Below are 19,068 nucleotides of genomic sequence, written 5' to 3'. Positions count from 1 at the left end.
AGCATGGGGCCCCCCGTTCCTGAAGGACGGGCAGGATTGCGAAACAACCGATTCCTCATACTTTCTGGCGGCCAATCGAGGCAAGAAATCCATCACTGTCGACCTTGCCAACCCGGATGGCCAGGCGTTGATCCGCAAGCTGGCGGCTCAGGCGGATGTCGTGGTGGAGAACTACAAGGTGGGGACGCTGGCTCGCTATGGGCTGGATTACGAGAGCCTGAAGACCGTCAATCCGCGTCTGGTGTATTGCTCTATTACTGGCTTCGGGCAGGACGGGCCCTATGCAGCGCTTCCCGGCTATGACTTCGTGTTCCAAGGCATGGGCGGGTTGATGAGCATCACCGGCCAGCCGGAGAACTCTCCTGGCGATGAGCCCATGAAGGTCGGTATTGCAATCAGCGATTTGCTTACCGGCATGTATGCCACGACCGCCATATTGGCTGCGCTGGAGCACCGCAACGTCAGCGGGCAGGGGCAGTACATCGACATGTCGCTGCTTGACTGCGTAGTGAGCATCAGCTCGTACCAGGCTATCAATCATTTCCTGTCAGGCAAGATTCCGAGCCGCATGGGAAACGCGCATTCGAACATGGTTCCCTACCAGGTTTTTCGCTGCAAAGAGGGCAACGTGATCGTCGCCGTGGGCAACGATAGCCAGTTTCGCGCCTTTTGCCGCGTTATTGGGCGGGAAGACCTGGCCACCGACGAGCGTTACGCCACGCCGGGCCAGCGCAACCGCAATCGCGACGCGCTGATACCGGAGATCGCGCAAGCCATGCTGGCGCGCACCATGCAGGAGTGGGTGGAACGCATGGAGGCGGCGAATGTGCCCTGCGGGCCGATCTACAACATGAAGCAGGTGTTTGAAGACCCTCAGGTCCGGCACCGGGGGATGCGGCTCACGTTGCCGCATGGCGCCGGCGTGGAGGCGCCGGCGGTCGCCAGCCCGATCCGCATGTCCGAAACACCGATCCAATACGGCCGCTCCGCGCCGTTACTCGGAGAGCATACCGATCGTGTGCTGTCCGAGCTTCTTGAGCTGCCGCCGGAGCGGATTGCCGAGCTTCGCGCTGCTGGAGCAATTTGACGCGACGACGGCTTAGGCGGCTCATTCTTCTTGCCATAAAAATACAGGAGACAAATCCATGCCGCGTCGCTCCCTTTTCAAAAGTGTTTTGGCATTAGGCCTGGCGGCCTGCTGCGCAGGCGGCCTTGCACAGGCCAAACCGTCCTCCATCCGCTACGTCGTTCCGTATCCCGCCGGGGGCGCGGCCGATCAAATCACGCGGCTGGTGGCTAACGATGCTTCGGCCGTCCTGGGTATACCCATCGTCGTCGAGAACAAGGGCGGCGCAGCCGGCATGATCGCCGCCGAGGCTGTGCTGCAGGCCGCGCCCGACGGCTCCATCTTCTACGTGGGCGCGAATGCGCCCATCGTGATCAACCAGGCCATTTACTCCAAAATGTCTTACGACCCGGTCAAGGATTTCATTCCTGTGGCGGGCATGGGCAAGGCGCCGCTGTTGCTGGTGACTCAGAAAGAACTGGGCGTCAAGGATGTTCCTGCGCTGATCGCGCAGGGCCGGAAGGAGGACGGCAAGCTCACCATGGGGTCGGCCAGCAGCGGCAACATTACGCACCTGGCGGGCGAGTATGCGGTCAACAAAATGGGCTTCAAAGTGACGCATGTGCCGTTCGCGGGCAGCGCGCCGGCGATTGTCAGCATGATGGGAGGGAACATCGACATCATGTTCGACGCCCTGCCTTCGTGCATGCAGCAGGCGAAGGCCGGACGCATCGTGCCCTTGGCCATTCTGGACAATCAGCGATTCCCTCAGTTGCCCGACGTGCCTACCGCCAAGGAGCTAGGGTACCCGGGACTCGAAGCCGCAGCCTGGTTCGGCGTGATGGCGCGCGCGGGCACGCCGCAGCCCGCCATTGACGCCATGAACCAGGCGATCAACGAGGCGTTGAAAAAGCCGGAGCTTGTGGAGAAATTGCGGCGCATCGGTGCGCAGCCCATGCCTGGATCGCAGCAGCAGTTCGCCCAGTTCATTGATGGCGAACGCAAGCAATGGATGCCCCTGGCAAAGTCGCTTGGCGTGAAGGCGGATTGACCGGCATGGAGAAGAAAAGCTTCGATTCGATTGCCGACCTCAGGGATTTCGTGGCCCAGTGGCTGATGCAGATCCGTTACTAGTCGCCCGCCACCGGCGCCGCCCGTGGCTTCGGAGCCGGTGGTGCGCCAACGTTCACCAGGAGGGATGATGTCCGTACTTGAATTAACCCGCGTGGGCGCTTGCGCCGTGCTCACGCTGAACCGGCCCGAGGCGCGTAACGCCCTGAGCCTGGACTTGCGCAACGCGCTGGCTGAAACCCTGCCCAAGCTGCGGGACGACGAGACTATCCGCGCGGTCGTGCTTACGGGCTCAGGAGGGCATTTCTGCGCCGGAGGTGATCTGCGTGCAATGGCCGCGGGGCAGGGAAATACCGACGTCTTCGAGGGCCGCAGCCGCATCACCGGCATGCAGCGCTGGTTCGATGACTTGGTCGACCTGGAAAAGCCGGTCATCGCTGCCGTAGAGGGCGTAGCCTATGGCGCGGGACTTTCATTGGCGCTGGCTGCCGACTTCGTGCTGGCCTCCCCTGGCGCCACGTTCTGTGCCGTTTTTGCGCGGATCGGATACGTGCCAGACCTGGGCGGAATGTACTTGCTGCCGCGCGCCGTGGGCCTGGCGCGGGCCAAGGCGCTCGCGTTCTCGGCTCGCGTCGTGAGTGCGGAAGAGGCGCTCACGCTGGGAATCGCGCACCAGATAGAAATGGAGCGGCCGGTGCTGGACGCGGCCCTGGACTTCGCCGCGCGATTCGAACACGCGCCCGCCGGCGCGTTGGGCATCATGAAATCGGTGATGAATCGCGCCTTTGAGTCCGACCGCAAGACTGTCTACATGCAGGAGGCCATGGCGCAGTCGCTGTGCCGTGAAAGTCAGTTTCACCAAGAGGCTGCGCGCCGCTTCATGGAAAAGCTGCCTCCCCTGTATCAATGGCCGCAGGAAGGGAAATAACCGCGCATCCCAACTATCCAGTCAGGCCACACTGGTTCCGGGCACCGCAGAAGCGATTTGAATACACACTGGGGCGTAATCTCATGCAAAAGAACTTGGTCTCACTGCAAGATCAAAAAGTTATTGTCACGGGGGCCGGCCAGGGCATCGGCCGCGCACTGGCCACCGCAATTGCGGATCTGGGCGGCCGCGTGGTGGCCGTTGATCTCAATGCCGAGGCCTTGGCGGCGTTGCGCGAGTCATTGGGCTCCGAGCGATGCGTAACGGTGGTGGGCAATGTGGCTGACCCGGCTTTGGCCTCGCAAGCGATAGATGCGGGCGTAGAGGCGTTTGGCGGGGTAAACGCCTTGGTCAACAACGCGGGTGTCACGCGCACGGCCATGATCGAAAAAATGTCGGCGGCCGACTGGCAACAGGTGATCGACGTTCACCTTACGGGAGCCTTTTTTTTCCTCCAGGCCCTGGGCCGACACCTGCTGGCTAGCGCCAGGTCAGGCGGCGACGCTGCGGGTTCCATCGTGAATATCTCGTCCGACGCGGGCCGGCGTGGCACCATCGGGCAGATCAATTACGGCGCGGCCAAGGCAGGCGTCCTGGGCCTCACGATGTGTGCGGCGCGCGAATGGGCAAGATATGGCATCCGCGTCAACACGGTGGGCTTTGGCGTGGTGGAAACACCCATGACCGAAACCATACGCGGCGAAAAATTCCGCGATAACTATCTTGCCCAGATTCCGCTGGGACGGTGGGGAGAGGCCGACGAGGTCGTCCGACCGGTGTGCTTCCTGCTTTCGGACGCTGCTTCTTATGTCACCGGTCAGCACTTGTCCGTCAATGGGGGCTACACGATCGGGCTGTAGGCGGTGGGCTGCGTGTGTACGCCTTGCCCTCAGTCCCACTCGGCCGCCAGGCCTTGCGGGCTGACTTCGCGGCCATGGCGTTCCAGCGCGGCGATCTGCGCCATGTCTTCATCGGTCAGGCGCAGTTGCTGCGCGAGCAGGTTGCTGGCCAGGTTTTCGCGTTTGGTCGACGACGGAATCACGGCATAGCCCAGCTGCAGCGCCCAGGCCAGCGCGACCTGCGCGGGCGTGGCTTCATGTCGCTGGGCGATCTGGCCGATGACCGGGTCCTTCAGCACCTTGCCGTAGGCCAGCGTCATGTAGGACGTGACGTGGATGCCCTGGTCCTTCAGGAAAGCGACCAGCTTGTGGTTCTGCAGATAAGGGCTAAGTTCGATCTGGTTGGTGGCGATCTGCTCGCGGCCCACGGCGGCGATGGCGGCTCGGGTTTGGGCGATGGGGAAGTTCGAGATGCCGATCTGGCGGGTCAGGCCTTGCGCCTTGGCGTCGGCCAGCGCAGTCATGAACTCGTCGACGGACACGCCGTTGTCCGGCGCGGGCCAGTGGATCAGGGTCAGGTCCACGTAGTCGATGCGCAGCCTGGCCAGGCTGTCCTTCAGGCTCGGCGCCAGCTTGTCCTTCGCATAGTTGGGCACCCAGATCTTGGTGGTAAGGAACAGGTCTTCACGCGCCACGCCCGATTCGGCGATGGCCTGGCCGACGTCGGCCTCGTTTTCGTAGATCTGGGCGGTGTCGATGGCGCGGTAGCCGACGTCCAGCGCGTTGCGCACCGAGTCGATGACGACCTGACCCTGCAGGCGGAAGGTGCCGACGCCAAAGGCGGGGATGCTCATGTAAAACTCCTGGTGGATATGCGGAGCCAGACGCATGGTGTCTGGGGATGGACGTAGTGTGCCTGCCGGATACTTGATGAAAAAGCCGAGTATTGGCGAAATACTTTTGATATAAATTCAAGTATGAAAACCACCCTCGACGAAATGCAGGTCTTCATTGCCATCGTGGACAGCGGGTCGATCACTGCCGCTGCCGATGTGCTGGGCCAGACCATCTCGGCCACTAGCCGGACCATGAGCCGGCTGGAGGAAAAGCTGCAGACCACGCTGATGCGGCGCACGACCCGGCGCCTGGAACTGACCGAAGAGGGCAAGGCGTACCTGGAGCAGGCGCGGCGCATCATTGCGTCGGTGGAAGAGGCCGAAGAACTCATGCGCCTGCGCCGCAACCAGCCGGCCGGGCTGCTGCGCGTGGATGCGGCTTCGCCGTTCATGCTGCATGTGATCGCGCCGCTGGTGCCGGGCTACCGCAAGCGCTATCCGCAGGTGGAGCTGGAGCTCAACAGCAATGAAGGCAACATTGATCTGCTGGAGCGGCGCACCGACCTGGCCATCCGCATCGGGCGCCTGAAGGATTCGTCGCTGCATGCGGTGCCGCTGGGCAGCAGCCGGGTGCGGGTGCTGGCCAGTCCCGGTTACCTGGCTCAGCATGGCAAGCCCCGGCGCGTGGCCGACCTGGCGTCGCATGTGCTGCTGGGGTTCAGCCAGCTGGAAGCGCTGAACGAATGGCCGCTGCTCGACGCCGATGGTCAGCCGCTGCACATCAAGCCGCAGATCCGGTCTTACAGCGGCGAAACCTTGCGTCAGCTGGCGCTCAACGACGGGGGCATCGTCTGCCTGTCGGATTTCATGACGCGTGCCGACCGCAAGGCCGGCACACTGCAGCCCCTGTTCGTGAAGCAGACCCTGGAGGTGCGGCAGCCGATCAACGCGGTCTACTACCGCAACACGGCGATCTCTGCGCGCATCAAGTCCTTCATTGATTACCTGGTCGAGGCGGTGGGGCCGGACGGCTTCGCAGAATAGGCGCAGTGTCCTGAGAAGACCGGGACGGCCGCGCGCCGGGCGGGACCTTATACTGTCCCCGTTTTATTCCCTTTACCGGACACCCATGAGCATTTTTTCCCGTTTCTTTGGCCGCAAGGAAGAATCCACGGATACGACGGCCCTGGCGGCCAACCCCGATATTGATCAGCCGCTGAGCCTGCAGGTCCTGTTCGCAGCGCCGCTGGCGATCACCGAGGCGGCGCTGACCGCCGCGCTGCGCGCCTACCACCCGTCGATGGGCCAGGCGCGCGCCGAGATCGCGCCGGATCTGCCCGAGTTTTTTGGTCTGGCCGGCTGGGACAAGCACGTCGTGCGGCTGGTGGGCTTCGATGCGCCCTATCCGAAGGATGCGCTGGAAACCTGCGTGGCGCCGGCCCATTATCCCGGCCCGGTGAAGGACGAGATCCGCGGCCACGCCAGCCACATCATCCTGTACTACGCGGGCCACGAGACGGATCCGCTGGAGCAGTACGTGGCGCTGGCCGCGGTGGCCGGCGCGCTGACGGGCTTCAAGGCGATGGCGGTGCTGAACGAGCATGCGCACACTTCGCTGCCGGCGGGGGTGTTCGCGGCGGATTCGCTGGGCGAGGAAAGCATGGACCTGCTGCGCACCCTGCCGCTGAACATGCTGTATTGCGGCTTCGTGAAATACGACGTCGAGGGCGTGCAGGGGGTCTGGATGCGCACCTACGGCGCGGACGCGTTCGGGTTGCCCGACTTTGCCGCGCTGGCCAGCGGCCACGACCAGGGCGAGTACTACTCGAACATGTTCAACAACATCATGAGCTACATGCTGGAAAGCGGCGCCCAGCTGGCCGCGGGCCACACCATGCAGATCGGCGAAGACGCCTACATGAAGCTGCGCGAGCCGGCCAAGGAAGAGTATTACCTGGACGGCCCCGGACAGGTGCTGGTGGCGGAGATCATCACCGCGGACCAGATCAACCCGCAAGAGTAACAGCGGATTGGCCGGGCCGCGTCAGGCCGCGCCGCGTTAGGCCGAGCCGCGTCAGGCCGGGCCGCGATCGGCCGCGCCGCTTCATAGCAGGCCGGCGTGGCGTGCCCGCGCCACCGCCTGGGTGCGGCTGTCGGCGCCGAGCTTGACGTTCAGATGGCGCAGGTGCGTGCGTACGGTGCTTTCGGAAACGTATAGCTGCCGCGCGATGGCGCTGTTGGAGTGGCCTTCGGCCAGCAGCCGCAGCACCCGGAGTTCCTTGGGCGTCAGCGCATCGGCGCTGGCGGCCGCGACGGCCGGGGCGGGTTCCGGCGCCAGCGGGCCGGCGCCGGCCTGTTCCGTGTAGCGTTGCCACCAGTCCCGCGCGGCATCGCCGGCCAGCCAGGCGCGGCCGGCCTCGCTGGCCGCATGGCGCCGGAGCAGTCCCGCCAGCGACGCGCCCTCGTCGACCAGCACGCGACACAGGCCTTCGGACTGCGCTGCCAGCAATAGCGGCCCCAATTGCGCAGACGCGCCGGCGTCGTCGCCCATGCGCGCAAGCGCGACTGCCCGGAACAGCTGCAGTTTGTAGGCGCGCCGCACGCGCTGTGCCGCCAGCGCCCTGGCGATGTCCGGGTCCAATTCGCGCAGCGCGGCGCCGGGATCGCCTTCGTAGGCCTGGCAGCGCAGCCGCCCCAGGCGCGGATACAGCAGGTCGTTGGCGGGCAGGCGCAGGGCTTCCACGCGCCGCCATAGGTCGGGGTCATCCGCGCGGTTCAGTTCGTCGTGCGCGGCCCGCGGATGGCCCTGCATGAGCAGTACGCGCGCGCGTTCCACACGCGCGCTGGCCGCGATGCGCGGCAGCCGGCGCTGATGGCCCAGATATTCCAGTTCGCCTAGCAGGTAGAAGGTCTGTTCGGGATCGCCTTCGTAAAACGCCACACGCGCCTGCATCAGGTAGCCGAGGATCAGGTGGTCCGGCAGTCCCACGTCGCGGCCCAGCGGCACATAGACCTGCAGCAGCCGCGCGGCCTGCGCCAGGTCGCCGGTCTCGTAAACCCACGCGGCGTACAGCACGCCGGCCCAGGCATTGCCGTTGGCCTGCCCCCAGGCGCCCTTGCGCGTGGACCGCACCGCCATGCGAAAGCGCGCGCCCGCCTGGCGCATGCGCCCTTCCTGCAGGTCGATGATGCCTTCCACCGCTTCCGAGTACATCAGGTTGAAGCTGCTGGCGCTGCGGCTTTGCGCTCGCCGGGCGGTGTCCAGCAGCGAGCGCGCTTCGTGATAGCGGCCCAGCACGGCGCTGATGTTCGCCATGGCGTTGGCCAGGGCCGTGTCGGTGAAAGACAGCGCATCGCCCAGCGCCGCGACGCTGGGCATGCCGGCCGCATAGGCGTCTTCCTGCCGGTCCATCATCGACAGCAGCAGGGGCTGCAGCGCGCGCACGTGGTCCAGCACGGCGGGATCGCGGCTGTCGGCGAGCCTCAGGTCCGCCATCAGCAGGGAGGCCTCGCTGGGGCCGCGGGTGAAACAGGTGGCCCACACTTGAATCGCCTGCAGCACTGGGCGCGTGGCCAGCACGGCGGCGGGCAGCTGCCCCAGCCAGCGCGACAGCAGCCGCATGCGCCCCTCGGCCAGCAGCGTTTCCGCATGAGTCTGCAGCAGGGCCAGCGCGCGGCCGAAGTCGCCGCCGTCGATGGCGTGGTCGATCGCCGGCACCGGCCTGCCCTGGCCTTCGTACCAGCGCGAGGCGGCCAGGTGCAGGTCCGCGATGTCGCCGGGCGCCTGCGCCCGCAGTTGCGACTGCAGGTAGCTGGAAAACAGGCTGTGGTAGCGGTAGTGCTGCTCGTCGGCCGCGGTGCGCGTCAGCAGCACATGGCCGTTTTCAAGCTGGCGCAGCAGGTCGGCGCAGTCCAGGCCGGGCAGCAGCGCCTGGCACAGCGGCGCGCTGAGCTGCTTGAGGATGCTGGTGCGCAGCAGGAAATGGCGCAGCGCCGGCGCCTGGCTTGCCAGCACGTCCTCGGCCAGGTAGTCGGCGACCGATTGATCGCTGCCGGAGAAGCGCTCGATGAACGCGGCGGCCGAGGGCGTCCGCGCCAGCGACGCGGACGCCAGGCACAGGGCGGCGATCCAGCCCTCGGTCTTGCGGTGCAGCAGTTCGACCTCGGCCGGCGTCAGCGCGGGCTGTCGGCGCGCGAAAAACCGGCTGGCCTCGTCCATCGAAAAGCACAGCTGCGCGGCGTCGATCTCCAGCACCTGGTTCGCCGCGCGCAGCCGGCCCAACGCCAGTCCCGGCGTGTGCCGCGAGCCGATCAGCAGGCGGGCGTGCGCGGGCAGGCGCCCGATCAGGTCCTGCACCAGGTCCAGCACCGCGGGGGCGGTGATGGCCTCGAATTCGTCGAGCACCAGCGCAAAGGGCGCGTCATGCGACGCCACGGCCTCGACCAGCGCCAGCGCCAGCATGTCTTCGGAATCGTGTCGGGCCGCGGCGCCGGCGGGTTCCGCCAGCGCGCCCAGCGCGGCCATCAGGCAGCGCAGGAAACGCGGCAGATCGTTGTCGGCGCGGTCCAGCGTCAGCCATGCCGTGCGCATGGGGCGCGCCTGCAGGCGCGCCTGGCATTGCGCCAGCAGCGTGGTCTTGCCGTAGCCGGCGGGCCCGCGCGCCACCACGACCTTGGGGCCGTCTGGATGGCAGATCCGTTCGCAGAGGTCCAGCCGGGCGATGTGGTCGCCATGCGCGGCAGGCGCATTGAGCTTGCCGCTGGCCAGCGCGTGTTCCAACGAGAACGAATGACGCATGGGCTGCCTGTGTGAGGTGTGCGGTTCTGCGCGCATCGGTCCGGGTAAACCCGTGCGCCGCTGGAAAATCGTCGCTTTGGACGACGGCGAAAACGCGTGCCTACGATACAAAAGGACGCTCCCCGGAGCAATACGCACACCGCCGCATAGACGGCGTAAACCGACAACGGAGACAAGTCCATGGCAATCCCCAAATTGACGCTCGCGCTGGCGGGCGCGGTCCTGGCCGCGGGCGGGGCGCACGCGCAGAACGCGGCGGGCCCCGTGAAGATAGGCATCATGGCCGACATGAGTTCGGCGTATTCGGACATCGGCGGCAAGGGGCTGGTCGAGGCCGCGCGCATGGCGGTGCAGGACTTCGGCGGTTCGGTGCTGGGCAAGCCGGTCGAACTGGTCTTCACCGACGGTCAGAACAAGGTCGACGTGGCCAGCGCCGCCGCGCGCCGCTGGTTCGACCAGGACGGCGTGGACATGATCACCGACCTGCCCACGTCGGCGCTGGCGCTGGCTATCAGCGAGCTGGGGCGGGAAAAGAAGAAGGTGGTCATGGTGACCAGCGCGTCCACATCGGAGCTGACGGGCAAAGCGTGCTCGCCCTACACCGTGCACTGGACCTACGACACCTATGCGCTGGCCAACGGCACCGGCGCCGCGGTGACCGAACAGGGCGGCAAGAACTGGTTCTTCATGACGGCGGATTATTCCTTCGGCTATGCGCTGCAGGGCGATGCGTCGGCGGTCATCGAGCGCAACGGCGGCAAGGTGCTGGGCGCGGTGCGCTCGCCGCTCAACACCCCCGACTTCAGCTCCTACCTGCTGCAGGCGCAAAGCTCCAAGGCCGGCATCATCGGCCTGGCGCTGGGCGGCAACGACGTCATCAGCGCGATCAAGCAGGCGGCGGATTTCGGCATCGGCAGGCCGGGAAGCTCGCAGCGGCTCGTGGCGCTGCTGGCCTTCCTGTCCGACGTGAAATCCATCGGCCTGCAACTGGGCCAGGGGCTGCTGCTGACCGAAGCGTTCTACTGGGACCAGAGCGACGCCACGCGCGCCTGGTCGCAGCGGTTCCAGGACAAGGTCGGCCGTAAGCCCACCATGACGCAGGCGGGCACCTACGGCGCCGTCATGCACTACCTGAACGCGGTGAAGGCCGCCGGCACCAAGGACGCCGACGCCGTCATGGCCAAGATGCGTGAAATGCCCATCAACGACTTCATGACCCGCGACGGCAAGCTGCGGGTGGACGGCCGGGTGGTGCGCGACATGTACCTGTTCGAAGTGAAGAAGCCGGCGGACTCCAAGGGCGAGTGGGACCTGTACAAACAGGTGGCGGTAATCCCCGGCAACGTGGCGTTCCGCCCGCTGGACAAGGGCGGCTGCGCGCTGGCCAAGTCGGGAGGCGCCGAATGATCAGCTACCAGGTGACCGCTTTCGGCCAGCCGCTGGCGCGGTCGGAACACCCCACGCCCGCGCCGTCGGGCGGCCAGGTGTTGCTGCGGGTGCTGGCGGCCGGCGTTTGCCACACCGATATCCACACCTGGGAAGGCGGCTACGACCTGGGCGGCGGCAAGCGGCTCAGCATGGAACAGCGCGGCGTTTCCCTGCCGTTGACGCTGGGACACGAAACCGTGGGCGAGGTCGTGGCGGCGGGCCCCGATGCGCCGGCCGACATCCGTCCGGGCCAGCGCTACCTGGTGTATCCGTGGATAGGCTGCGGCGACTGCAAGGTCTGCCGGCGGGGGCGCGAGAACCTGTGCGCGGCGCCGCGCTTCCTGGGCATCTTCCGGCCGGGCGGCTACAGCGACCACATCATGGCGCCCGACGCCCGCTATCTGGTCGGCATCGGCGACCTGCGTCCGGAACAGGCCGCGCCTTATGCGTGCTCGGGCCTGACCACGTACAGCGCCATCCGCAAGATCCCGCCCGAGGTGCTGGCCGAGGAAGCCGTGGTGGTGATCGGCGCGGGCGGCCTGGGCTTGATGTGCGTGACGCTGCTCAAGGCGCTGGGCTGCCCGGTGGTCGTGGTGCTGGAAGCTGATGGCGCGCGCCGTGGCGCGGCACTGGCCGCGGGCGCGCACGCGGCGATCGACTCCGGCGCTGCCGACGCCACGGCGCAGGCCCGGCAAGCGGCGGGCGAAGTCTGGGCGGTGATTGATTGCGTGGGCGCCGCCGGCACCGTGCAGCAGGGCATGGACCTGCTGACCAAGGGCGGCCAGCTGATCCTGGTTGGCCTGTTCGGCGGCGAACTGTCGCTGTCGCCCGCGCTGATCCCCATGCGTGCGATCAGCATCCAAGGCTCCTACATCGGCAACCTGGAAGAACTCAAGGCGCTGATGGCGCTGGTGCGCGAACGCAAGCCGCGCGCCATTCCGACCGACTGCCGCTGCCTGGACGACGCGCAGTCGGCCCTGGCCGACCTGTCCGCCGGTCGCGTGGTGGGGCGCTTGCTGCTGGGCCCGCATTCCGCCCAACCCGCCAGCCGGGCCTCCGGCGCGGCTTCCCGTCCACTTTCGGCCACTCCTCTACAGGCATCCCAACCATGATTGCGAATCTGGACTCCGATTACACGATGACGCTGAACGGCCGCGCGGAATCCTCGCCGCAGACCTTTGATGTGCTCAATCCCGCCACCGAGGAACGGATTGCCGCCGCTCCCGACGCCTCGCTGGACCAGCTGAACGCCGCGGTCGCGGCCGCGCGGGCCGCTTTTGGCCCGTGGCGCGGCCTGCCCATTGCCGAGCGTCAGGCGGCGCTGCGCGCCATGGCGGACAGGCTTGAGCAGAACGCCGACGGCTTCATGCGGCTGCTGACGCGCGAGCAGGGCAAGCCGCATGCGGACGCGCGCGCCGAGGTCGGGCGCTGCGTGGTCTGGCTGCGCGCCTTCGCGGCGCGCGACCTGCCGGTAGAAAGCCACGACGACGGCGCGGGCCACCGGTACGAAATCCGGCGCGTGCCAATCGGCGTAGTCGCGGCGATTGCGCCGTGGAATTTCCCGATGACGCTCGCCATCTGGAAGATCGCGCCGGCGCTGCTGGCCGGCAATACCGTGGTGCTCAAGCCCTCGCCGTACACGCCGCTGACCTCGCTGAAGATGGGCGAACTGTTCCGCGGCCTGCTGCCGCCAGGCGTGCTGAATGTGATCAGCGGCGGCGACCGCCTGGGGCCGTGGCTGACGGAGCATCCCGGTATCGACAAGATCGCTTTCACGGGGTCTACCGCCACTGGCCGCCGCGTGATGCAAAGCGCCTCGGGCCGGCTCAAGCGCGTGACGCTGGAACTGGGCGGCAACGACGCCGCAATCGTGCTGCCCGACGTCGATGTGAAGGAGACGGCCGGCAAGCTGTTCTGGGGCGCCTTCCGCAACTCGTCGCAGTATTGCCTGGCGACCAAGCGCCTGTACGTGCACGAGTCGATCTACGACGCCTTCGCCGACGCGCTGGCGGGCTATGCGGCGAGCGTGGTGGTAGGCGACGGGTCGCAGCCGGGCACCGGGCTCGGCCCCATCCAGAACCGCGCGCAGTTCGACCGGGTCAAGGATCTGATTGCCGACGCGCACCGCACCGGCGTGCGCTTTCTTACAGGGGGCGAGGTGCCCGAAGGCAAGGGTTATTTCGTGCCCGTCACCATCCTGGACAATCCGCCGGACGACGCGCGCAGCGTGGTGGAAGAGGCCTTCGGGCCGGTGCTGCCGCTGCTCAAATTCCGCGACATCGACGAGGTGGTGCGTCGCGCCAACGACACCGAATACGGGCTGGGCGGGTCGGTCTGGTCCAGGGACGTGGACCTGGCGCAGTCGATCGCGCGGCGGCTGGAAACCGGCACGGTCTGGATCAACCATATCCACGTCATGTCGCCGGACGTACCGTTCGGGGGGCATAAGCAGTCCGGCGTGGGCGTGGAGAACGCCTTGGACGGACTGCTGGAATACACCAACGCGCAGGCGGTGTCGGTGCTAGTCTAGGCCCTGCGCGCCAGCTAGCGCCGGCGTCGGCAGGCCCTGGGTTTTACGCGGCGTAGCGGCTGGCCGGGCCGTTGCGGCGCGCGCCTGGCCACAGGCGCAGGGCCAGCGCCGCGGCCGCCGCGCCCGCCGCGGTTACGGTGACGCCGGTCCAGCCCCAATGGGCCAGCGCCAGGCTGCCCAGCGCGCCGCCGGCGGCCATGCCGATGAAGACGCCCGTCATCAGGATGGCGTTGAGACGGCTGCGGGCGGCGGGGTCGATGCCGTAGACGATGCTCTGGTGGGCGATCAACGAGGTCTGGATGCCCAGGTCGAAGCCGACGGCGCTGCCGCCGATCAGCCACAGCGCGGCGTGCGGCGGCAGCAGCGGCAGGAAGATCATCGCGGCGAACGACACCATGGTCAGACCGGCGCCCAGGCTGGCGACCGCCAGCGGACCCCGCGTGTCGGCGATGCGGCCGGCCAGCGGCGCGGCCAGGGCGCCCGCGGCGCCTGCCAGGCCGAATGCGCCGGCCGCGCCCGCGCCCAGGTGGAAAGGCGCGCCGTGCAGCATCACCGCCAGCGTGGACCAGAAGGCGCTGAAGCCCAGCGACAGCAGGGCCTGCGCCGTGGCGGCGCGGCGCAGCCCGGGATGCTGGCGCCAAAGGGTCAGCAGCGAACCCAGCAGCGCGCGGTAGGCCAGCCGGGTCGACGGCTCGAAGCGCGGCAGGCCGCGCCACAGCGCCGCGCCCAGCGCCACGATGCTGGCGGCGGCGGCCGCGAACATCATGCGCCAGCCGAATTGCTCGGCGACGAAACCGCTGACCACGCGCGACAGCAGGATGCCGAGCAGCAGGCCGGTCATGACGGTGCCGACGATCTTGCCGCGCTGCTCGGCCGGCGCCAGGTGCGCAGCCGCCGGCACGATGTCCTGCGCCAAGGTGGCCGACAGGCCGATGGCAAAGCTGGCGGCCAGCAGCAGGCCGATGGTGGGCGACATGCCGGCCAGCAGCAGCGCCACGCTCAGCACCGCGGCCTTGACCAGGATGATGCGCTTGCGGTCGTAGCGGTCGCCCAGCGGCGCCAGCATCAGGATGCCGAAGGCGTAGCCCAGCTGCGTCAGCGTGGGAATCCAGCCGAGCGTTTCGGCGCTGGCGTGGATGTCGGCGCCCAGGACGCCCAGCATGGGCTGGCTGTAATAGAGGGAGGCGACGCCCAGGCCGGCGCCGACGGCTAGCAGGAAGACCAGGCCGCGCGACAGGGACGTATGGGGGGTGGGGGATGGCATGATGGGTATCCGGTGGCTCAAGTACGGGGCAAATTCTGGGCGTTCACCCCCGGATTTGGTAGCCGGACCACGGGTACATCCGTTATACGATAGGCGTATGACCACCTCCGCCCTGACCGCCGCGGCCGGCACCGACCGCATGCTGCTCATCGAAACGTTCGTGCGCATCGTCGAGGCGGGCAGCCTGTCGGCGGCCGCCGCCCAGATGAACGCCACGCAGCCCACCGTGAGCCGCCGGCTGCAATTGCTGGAGAAGACCATGGGGGTGCGGCTGCTGCTGCGCTCCACCCACGCCATCAGCCTGACCGAAGACGGGCAGCGCTGCTACGAACGGGGCAAGGAACTGATCGCCACCTGGCAGTCGTTCGAAAGCGAGGTGCGCGGGGCGGGCGACGAGCCCGTGGGCATGCTGCGCGTGGTCGCGCCGCATGCTTTCGGCCAGGATCAGTTCGTGGCGCCGCTGGCGAAGTACCTGCAGCGCTATCCGAACATGCGGGTGGAATGGCTGCTGCACGATCGCATGCCGGACCTGATCGCCGAGAACGTGGATTGCGCGATCCGGGTCGGCGCCGTGACAGACCCGTCGGTGATCGCGGTGAAGCTGGGCGAAGTGCCCCGCATCGTCGTCGCGTCGCCAGCGCTGCTCAAGGGCGGAACCCTGCCGCAGGATCCGTCGGCATTGGCGCATCTGCCCTGGCTGGCGCTGCGCACCTTCTACCGCACCGAAGTGAGCCTTACGCATTGCGGCACGGGCAGGACGGAACGCTTTGGCATCCAGCCGCGCCTGTCCACCGACGGCCTGCAGGCGCTGCGCAATGCGGCCGTGCTGGGCCTGGGCGTGGGGCTGGGATCGTCCTGGGCCATGGCCGGCGACCTGGCGGCGGGGCGGCTGGTGCATCTGGCGCCGGAGTGGCGGGCGGACGCCCTGCCCGTCTATCTGGTGTATGCGCCGTCGCGCTTCCAGCCCGCGCGCCTGCGGCGCTTCATCGAGACCATGCGCGAGCATCTGCCCGCGGAGCTGGCCGGCAACTGATGACTTCCGGACCGCCGAATTCGGTCAAGCTGATGGAACGTGCCTGCGTCATGGTTTGTCTCCCGCGTGGTGATGGATATCGCCGGACGGGCCGGCCGCATCCCTGACGGATTCATACACCAGCGTTGCCAGCGTCAGGTCTTCCAGCGCGCTGCCCACGGCCTTGAACACGGTGATCTCCTGGTCGTTGCGCCGGCCGGGGCGTTGCCCCGCGGCAAGCTGGTGCAAGTTGCCCTGGATGCCTGCGCGCGTCAGCACGCCGGCCTCGAAGGCCGACAGCAGGTCGCCGGATTTGGTGGGGGCTTCGTCGGTGTCCACGTAGACGGTGGTGCCGTCGAAGCAGGCGGGATCTGTCTCGCGCATTTCCGGCTTGAAGCTGCCGATCAGGTCCAGGTGCGTGCCGGGCTGCAGCCAGGCGCCCCGGATCAGCGGTTCGGTGGACAGGGTGGCGCAGCTGACGATGTCGGCCTGGCGGACGGCGGCTTCCAGGTCGGTCGCGGCCTGGGCGTCGAAGCCCTGTTCGCGCAGCCGGGCCGCCAGCGCCTCGGCGCCCGCCGGTCGCAGGTTCCACACCAGTACGCGCTGAATGGGGCGCACGGTGCGCATGGCCTGCGCGACCAGCCCGGCGATGCGGCCGGAGCCGACGATCAGCAGCGTGCTGGCGTCGGCGCGGGCCAGGTAGTCCGCGCCCAGCGCCGCCGCGCCGGCGGTGCGGTACACGGTGACGATGTCGCCGTCGACCTGCGCGATCGGCACGCCGGTGGTGGCGCTGTACAGGTTGTAGGTGGCGTGCAGGCCCGGCAGGCCCTGGTGTGTGTTTTCGGGAAAGATGTTGATGATCTTCACGCCGAAGTAGCCGCGGTCGCTCCAGGCAGGCATGATCAATGAGGTGCCGTGGGCATTGCCGGACTGGATGGCGTGGACGTGGCGGGCCGGCACGGTGGCGTCGCCGCGGAACGCGTCCCGCAAGGCGGGGATGACGCTGTCGAAGGACAGGGCGTTGCGGGTCTGTTCGGTATCAATGAAGCGCATCGGATCGTTGCCTGCGGTGGGTAGGTCAATCAAAGGGCCACAGGCAGTCTAGCAGCGCGGCGCGATCCGGGCGCGGCAAGAAAAGTCGGTTGAGTAGAATCGCCGGACTAGAGGAAAACAGCCAGCATGTCGGATTTACCCGCGAAGGCCCGGTCCGGGCCGTTGAACCTGCGGCAGATCGAGGTGTTCCACGCCATCATGGTCACGGGATCGCTCAGCGCCGCGGGCCGGCTGCTGCACGTCACGCAGCCCGCGATCAGCCGCGTGCTGGCGTCGATCGAACTGCGCCTGGGCTATGCGCTGTTTGAGCGGTTCAAGGGCCGACTTCACCCGACCCAAGAGGCGCGCAAGCTTTTCCAGGAGGTCGAGTCGATCCAGGCCGGCGTCAACCGCCTGAACGACATGGCCGCCGGCTTGGCCGGCCACGGCCCGGGCGTGGTCAGCGTGGTCTCCAGCCCCAGTTTCGGCGAATGGCTGATCCCCGCGGCCACCGCCCGCTTCTGCGCCCGCAAGCCGGGCGTGCGCATCCGCTACCGCCCGCTGGGCATGGACGCCCTGTTGCCGCAATTGCTGCTGGGGCATGCCGATATCGCGATATCGACCTTCCGGCCCGAACATCCCAACGTGGTCACCAGCGAACTGGCGCAAGGCGAAATCGTCTGCGTGCTGCCCGCGGGCCATCGCCTTGCGCGTGAAAAAGTCATCGAACCCGCGATGCTGGCCGGCGAGATGCTGGTGGGCTATGGCCGCGACACCCCGCTGGGCGAAACCCTGTTCCGCGGCTGGGCCGGGATGGGTCTGGAGTCCGATCCCGCCATCGAGGTGCGCTCGTCCCAGACGGCGTGCTCGTTCGTGCGCCAGGGCGTCGGTGTGGCCCTGGTGGATTCGTACGGCCTGTCGGATGCGCTGGTGCACGGCATGGTGGTGCGGCGAGTCGAGCCAGCGATTGCGCTGTCGGTGCATGTGTCCCATTCCCGGACCGAGCCGCCGCCCTCCGTCGCCAAGGCCTTCCTGAATCAATTTGCGCACGTCGTCAAAAAGGAAATGCCCGCGATGACGCGGGCAATCATCGACCGTTCCTAGTCGACTTTCGCCACGGGCAGCGGTTCGCCGGCGCCGGTGCGCTCGACGATCAGCTTGTAGTGCTGCGGGCTGCGGTGCTTGGCAAAGTTGAAGACGTGGTCGCGGAAGGTCTGGCCCATGCCCAGGTCGATGCGCGCCGTGATCACTTCGTCTTCCTCGCCGCTGGCGCGGGCCACGATTTCACCCGACGGCGCCACGATCATCGAACTGCCGATCATGTGGTGGCCGTCTTCATGGCCGCACTTGGCGGCGGCGCCGACCCATACCGCGTTCTGGTAGGCGCTGGCCTGCAGCACGATCTCGTGCGTCGTGGTGCGCAGGTGCGCGGGCTCGTCCCAGTGGATGTTCAGGGACGGCGTGTTGTAGCCCAGCACGATCAGTTCGGCGCTTTGCAGCGACATGACGCGGTAGGTCTCGGGCCAGCGGCGGTCGTTGCACAGGCACATGCCGATCTTGACGTCGTTGGTCTCCCAGACGCCGAAGCCCAGGTCGCCGACTTCGAAGAATTTCTTTTCCAGGTGCTGGAAGGGCGCGTCGACCTTGTGGTCTGAGTGGCCGGGCAGATGGATCTTGCGGTACTTGCCGATGATCTTCGCGCTGCGGTCCACCAGGATGGCGGTATTGAACTGGCGGCCTTCCGGCGTCAGCTCGGCATAGCCCAGGTAGAAGCCGACGCCAAGCTCGCGTGCGGTGTCGAACAGCGGCTGCACGTCGGCGTTGGGCATGGACTTTTCGAAGTAGCGTTCCACCGCCTCGGCGTCTTCCATCCAATAGCGCGGAAAGAACGTCGTCAGCGCCAGTTCGGGAAACACCACGAACTCCGCCTTGCGGGCCGCGGCCTCGCGCATCATCTCGACCAGTCGGCGCACGACCGCCGCGCGGGTGTCGGCAAGATTGACGGCGCCCATCTGGGCGACGGCCAGGCCCATCTTGCGGGAGGGGGATGCGTTACTCACGTTATGAAACTCCAGGTGTGCTTGTTGCCGCGGATCGGATGCGCGGCGCCGTGTCGGGCGCGTCTGTCGGCGTGCCGCTGAAGGTGCAAGCATGCATGCGTACGGAAGAATCCGAAACCGCGGCGGCTGGCGCGGCGCGGCGCTCCGCCAGCCGCCGCGGTTTTCGCTAATACCCTGATTTGAATGGGGATTTTGGAAGGGTGC

At 67.3% G+C, this 19,068-nt stretch carries 16 protein-coding genes; 11 read left to right on the top strand and 5 right to left on the bottom strand.

All coding sequences use genetic code 11. The features are described 5' to 3' along the window. The 4 genes from KYC_RS27580 to KYC_RS27565 form a co-directional block, all read left to right on the top strand. Positions 1-1,087: CaiB/BaiF CoA transferase family protein (locus KYC_RS27580; protein ID WP_008168799.1), on the top strand; the 1,087-nt coding region annotated here is incomplete at its 5' end. Positions 1,088-1,145: 58 nt separating this feature from the next. Further along, on the top strand, positions 1,146-2,117 hold the full coding sequence (locus KYC_RS27575; protein ID WP_043519421.1) for a Bug family tripartite tricarboxylate transporter substrate binding protein: 972 nt from the start codon (positions 1,146-1,148) through the stop codon (positions 2,115-2,117). 150 nt (positions 2,118-2,267) lie between these two features. Then, a complete protein-coding gene (locus KYC_RS27570) occupies positions 2,268-3,065 on the top strand; it encodes an enoyl-CoA hydratase/isomerase family protein (RefSeq protein ID WP_081478126.1) in 798 nt (265 codons plus the stop codon). Between the two features lie 83 nt (positions 3,066-3,148). Further along, a complete protein-coding gene (locus tag KYC_RS27565) occupies positions 3,149-3,925 on the top strand; it encodes an SDR family NAD(P)-dependent oxidoreductase (RefSeq protein WP_008168794.1) in 777 nt (258 codons plus the stop codon). Positions 3,926-3,954: 29 nt separating this feature from the next. On the opposite strand, the gene dkgB is transcribed toward KYC_RS27565, so the two are convergent. Beyond that, on the bottom strand, positions 3,955-4,758 hold the full coding sequence (gene dkgB, locus KYC_RS27560; protein ID WP_008168793.1) for a 2,5-didehydrogluconate reductase DkgB: 804 nt from the start codon (positions 4,756-4,758) through the stop codon (positions 3,955-3,957). 123 nt (positions 4,759-4,881) lie between these two features. On the opposite strand from dkgB, the gene KYC_RS27555 reads away from it, so the two are divergent. After that, positions 4,882-5,784 carry a LysR substrate-binding domain-containing protein gene (locus tag KYC_RS27555; protein WP_008168792.1) on the top strand — a complete coding sequence of 301 codons (903 nt, stop codon included), beginning with the start codon at positions 4,882-4,884 and terminating at the stop codon, positions 5,782-5,784. An 85-nt stretch (positions 5,785-5,869) separates the two neighbouring features. After that, on the top strand, positions 5,870-6,763 hold the full coding sequence (locus KYC_RS27550; protein WP_008168791.1) for a DUF4261 domain-containing protein: 894 nt from the start codon (positions 5,870-5,872) through the stop codon (positions 6,761-6,763). Between the two features lie 81 nt (positions 6,764-6,844). Here KYC_RS27550 and KYC_RS27545 read toward each other — a convergent pair whose 3' ends face one another. Further along, positions 6,845-9,538, bottom strand: coding sequence for a winged helix-turn-helix domain-containing protein (locus KYC_RS27545; RefSeq protein WP_008168790.1), 2,694 nt, complete (start codon positions 9,536-9,538; stop codon positions 6,845-6,847). 180 nt (positions 9,539-9,718) lie between these two features. Between KYC_RS27545 and KYC_RS27540 the strand changes: the two genes are divergently transcribed. The 3 genes from KYC_RS27540 to KYC_RS27530 are packed head-to-tail and all read left to right on the top strand — an operon-like array spanning position 9,719 to position 13,496. Next, positions 9,719-10,945, top strand: coding sequence for an ABC transporter substrate-binding protein (locus KYC_RS27540; RefSeq protein ID WP_008168788.1), 1,227 nt, complete (start codon positions 9,719-9,721; stop codon positions 10,943-10,945). After that, a complete protein-coding gene (locus tag KYC_RS27535) occupies positions 10,942-12,078 on the top strand; it encodes a 6-hydroxyhexanoate dehydrogenase (protein WP_008168787.1) in 1,137 nt (378 codons plus the stop codon). The genes KYC_RS27540 and KYC_RS27535 overlap by 4 nt, the downstream gene beginning before the upstream one ends. Then, positions 12,075-13,496 (top strand): aldehyde dehydrogenase family protein, encoded by a 1,422-nt coding sequence (locus tag KYC_RS27530; protein WP_008168785.1) that lies wholly within the window; start codon positions 12,075-12,077, stop codon positions 13,494-13,496. The genes KYC_RS27535 and KYC_RS27530 overlap by 4 nt, the downstream gene beginning before the upstream one ends. A gap of 43 nt (positions 13,497-13,539) precedes the next feature. Here the strand turns inward: KYC_RS27530 and KYC_RS27525 are convergent, their stop codons facing one another. Next, positions 13,540-14,760: an MFS transporter gene (locus tag KYC_RS27525; RefSeq protein WP_008168783.1), complete on the bottom strand. Its 1,221-nt coding sequence runs from the start codon at positions 14,758-14,760 to the stop codon at positions 13,540-13,542. Between the two features lie 97 nt (positions 14,761-14,857). Here KYC_RS27525 and KYC_RS27520 point away from each other — a divergent pair, with 97 nt between their 5' ends. Then, positions 14,858-15,793, top strand: coding sequence for a LysR family transcriptional regulator (locus KYC_RS27520; RefSeq protein ID WP_008168781.1), 936 nt, complete (start codon positions 14,858-14,860; stop codon positions 15,791-15,793). 48 nt (positions 15,794-15,841) lie between these two features. Here the strand turns inward: KYC_RS27520 and lhpI are convergent, their stop codons facing one another. Further along, positions 15,842-16,825: a bifunctional Delta(1)-pyrroline-2-carboxylate/Delta(1)-piperideine-2-carboxylate reductase gene (gene lhpI / locus KYC_RS27515; RefSeq protein ID WP_008168779.1), complete on the bottom strand. Its 984-nt coding sequence runs from the start codon at positions 16,823-16,825 to the stop codon at positions 15,842-15,844. A 126-nt stretch (positions 16,826-16,951) separates the two neighbouring features. Here lhpI and KYC_RS27510 point away from each other — a divergent pair, with 126 nt between their 5' ends. Next, complete coding sequence (locus KYC_RS27510; RefSeq protein ID WP_008168777.1) at positions 16,952-17,908, top strand: LysR family transcriptional regulator; 957 nt, start codon at positions 16,952-16,954, stop codon at positions 17,906-17,908. On the opposite strand, the gene KYC_RS27505 is transcribed toward KYC_RS27510, so the two are convergent. Continuing rightward, the gene (locus KYC_RS27505) at positions 17,905-18,837 is read right to left on the bottom strand and encodes an N-carbamoyl-D-amino-acid hydrolase (protein ID WP_008168775.1); all 933 of its coding nucleotides are present in this window, start codon (positions 18,835-18,837) and stop codon (positions 17,905-17,907) included. The genes KYC_RS27510 and KYC_RS27505 overlap by 4 nt on opposite strands. Positions 18,838-19,068 lie beyond the last annotated feature (231 nt).

The sequence above is a fragment of the Achromobacter arsenitoxydans SY8 genome (assembly GCF_000236785.1).
GTDB lineage: Bacteria > Pseudomonadota > Gammaproteobacteria > Burkholderiales > Burkholderiaceae_B > Achromobacter > Achromobacter arsenitoxydans.
This window is presented reverse-complemented; position numbering and strand designations above follow the sequence as displayed.